Annotated in this window: 3 protein-coding genes; all 3 read right to left on the minus strand. The window is 61.5% G+C overall.

Going from position 1 to position 2,282, the window contains the following annotated elements; genetic code table 11:
• Window positions 1-25: 25 nt before the first annotated feature.
• Window positions 26-1,549 (minus strand): IS66 family transposase, encoded by a 1,524-nt coding sequence (gene tnpC, locus TL5118_RS00005; protein ID WP_058241603.1) that lies wholly within the window; start codon window positions 1,547-1,549, stop codon window positions 26-28.
• A 79-nt stretch (window positions 1,550-1,628) separates the two neighbouring features.
• Complete coding sequence (gene tnpB, locus TL5118_RS00010; protein ID WP_058241604.1) at window positions 1,629-1,976, minus strand: IS66 family insertion sequence element accessory protein TnpB; 348 nt, start codon at window positions 1,974-1,976, stop codon at window positions 1,629-1,631.
• Window positions 1,973-2,282: hypothetical protein (locus tag TL5118_RS00015; RefSeq protein WP_058260709.1), on the minus strand; the 310-nt coding region annotated here is incomplete at its 5' end. The genes tnpB and TL5118_RS00015, both read right to left, overlap by 4 nt.

Below are 2,282 nucleotides of genomic sequence, written 5' to 3' on the forward strand. Positions count from 1 at the left end.
GTATCCGTCCGGTATCGGGGCGGTTTCAGGCTTTTTCGGGGCGCCAGTTCCATGGCATGAGTTCGTCGATGCGATTGATCTTGTGATCGGGTAGGCGCTGGAGGACCCATGTTAGCCACGCCTCGGGGTCGACGCCGTTCAGCTTGCAGGTTTCCATGAGCGTGTAAGCGATTGCAGCGGCGCTCCCGCCGCCAACGGACCCCATGAATAGATAATTTTTTCTGCCCAATGCAACGGGTCGCATTGTCCGCTCGCAAGTGTTGTTGTCCAGCTCGAGGCGCCCGTCGCTGAGATAGCCACGGGCCTTTGGCATCCGGTTCAACGCGTAACGGATCGCTTCGGCGAGCTTGGTCTTACCGGAGATCTTGCGCAGTTGCCCCTGCAGCCAAAGCTCTAGGTTGTCGAAGTCAGGCTTTGCCTTGGCTTGCCGCAGGGCCACGCGCTCTTCTGGGGATTTTCCCCGCGCCTCCTTCTCGACAGCGTAAAGCTGCGCGATCTGTTTGATCGCATGCTGGGCAATGGGAGAGCCGGTGCGCTCGACCTCGTCGACGAACTTGCGGCGCACGTGAACCATGCAAGCCTGTTCGTCAGCCTTGTCCTTGCCAAACAGGCCATTGAAGCCGGCAAACCCATCGGCATGGACCGTGCCGGTATAGCCCGCAAGATGGTTGGCGGGGTGCTCGCCCTTCCGATCGACGCTGAACTGATACCAGGCGCAGGGTGGTGCTGCCCCGCACCACGGGCGTTCGTCCCTGACATAGCTCCAGAGCCGGGCAGTTTTGGTCTTCGTTGTGTTAGCGCGCACCTGCAGTTTTACGGGGGTGTCGTCCGCAAACAGGGCGGGTCCCGCCCGGACCAGTTTGCCGATGTGCTCTGCCAGAGGCTCCAGCAGGGCCGTCGTGCGCCCGACCCAGTCGCTCAGCGTGGAGCGATGCAGATCAACCCCTTCACGTGCGTAGATCTTGGACTGCCGCTCAAGCGGCAGGTGATCACAATATTTGCCGACCAGCATGTGCGACACGAGGCCGGGGCCGGGCCGCCCGCGTTCGATCAGGCGGGACGGCAGCGGGGCTTGGGCGAAAGCTTCACAGCAGGTGCAGGCCATGCGTGGGCGGATAAACCGGCGCACGACGAAGTGACCGGGGATGTAATCCAGCTCTTCGGTCACGTCCTCGCCCACCTGGCGCAGGGTGCCACCGCATCCATCGCATGCCTCGCCCGGCGACAGGATCTCATCTTCCCGATCCAGATGGTCGGGCAGTGGCTTGCGGCTGTGCTGGCGCTTCGCCTGAGGCTCATCATTATCCGGCGACTGCCCCGCGTGCTGATCCTCTGCGGCTTGCGCTATCTCATCGTCTTCCGACAGGTCGAGCGCCAGCTGATCCATGCACTCTGACTTTGCGCCGAAGCGCGCTTTGCGATGGCCGTGCAGTTCGGCCTTCAGCTTCTCGATTTGGTAGGCCTGAGACTGGATATGCTGGAGCATTTGCTCGCTGACAGAGCGCAGCTCGTCAGGGTCTTTGGGCAGAGATTTGAAGGCGTCCAGCATGGGGCATACTATACCAAATCGTCCCATAAGAGGGAACGCAAAACAGCGTCAAAGCCCATGTTTTGTTGGGTATCACCCCCTATCCCGCGACCAGCGGTCGCCAGGTCTTCTGCGGTGTCCGCCAGTCGATCCCTTCCAGTAGCATCGACAGTTGTGATGGGCTCAGGCTGACCTTACCTTCCTTGGCCGCCGGCCAAACAAACCGGCCCCGTTCCAGCCGCTTTGCAAACAGGCAGGCCCCCTGGCTATCCCACCAGATGATCTTCAAAAGATCGCCCCGGCGGCCCCTGAAGACGAACATGTGGCCCGAATAAGGATCCTCGGCCAAAACCTGTTCGGCCTGTGCCGCCAGCGTATTGAACCCGCGCCGCATATCCGTGACGCCGGCGGCCAGCCAAACCCGCGTGTTGCTCGGCACCGGGATCATCGTGCCAGCCCCTCGACCATCGCCACGATCGCCGACAGCGCGGTCGCACCCTCCAGCAATATCCGTCGACCATCCGACAATGTGATGTCGACGCGCTGCGCAGTGACGGAACCTGTTGAAGGATTGAACGGAATGGGTGCCGCTGGGGCGGGCGTCATGCCCACAACCTCGATTGGAAGAAACGATGCGCTCTCAGGCTCGGGTAAATCCACAGCCTGATCAGTTGATGAAAACCGAGGGTCGCGAAGCCATTTGTGGATCAGGTTGGTGTTCATCGCGTAGCGCCGGGCAACCTGCGCAACCGAG

Source organism: Thalassovita autumnalis (assembly GCF_001458255.1).
Taxonomy (GTDB): Bacteria; Pseudomonadota; Alphaproteobacteria; order Rhodobacterales; family Rhodobacteraceae; genus Thalassobius; species Thalassobius autumnalis.

Coding starts and splice junctions, on each gene's coding strand:
- tnpC (WP_058241603.1), bottom strand. CDS start 1,549: ATGCTGGACGCCTTCAAATCTCTGCCCAAAGACCCTGACGAGCTGCGC.
- tnpB (WP_058241604.1), bottom strand. CDS start 1,976: ATGATCCCGGTGCCGAGCAACACGCGGGTTTGGCTGGCCGCCGGCGTC.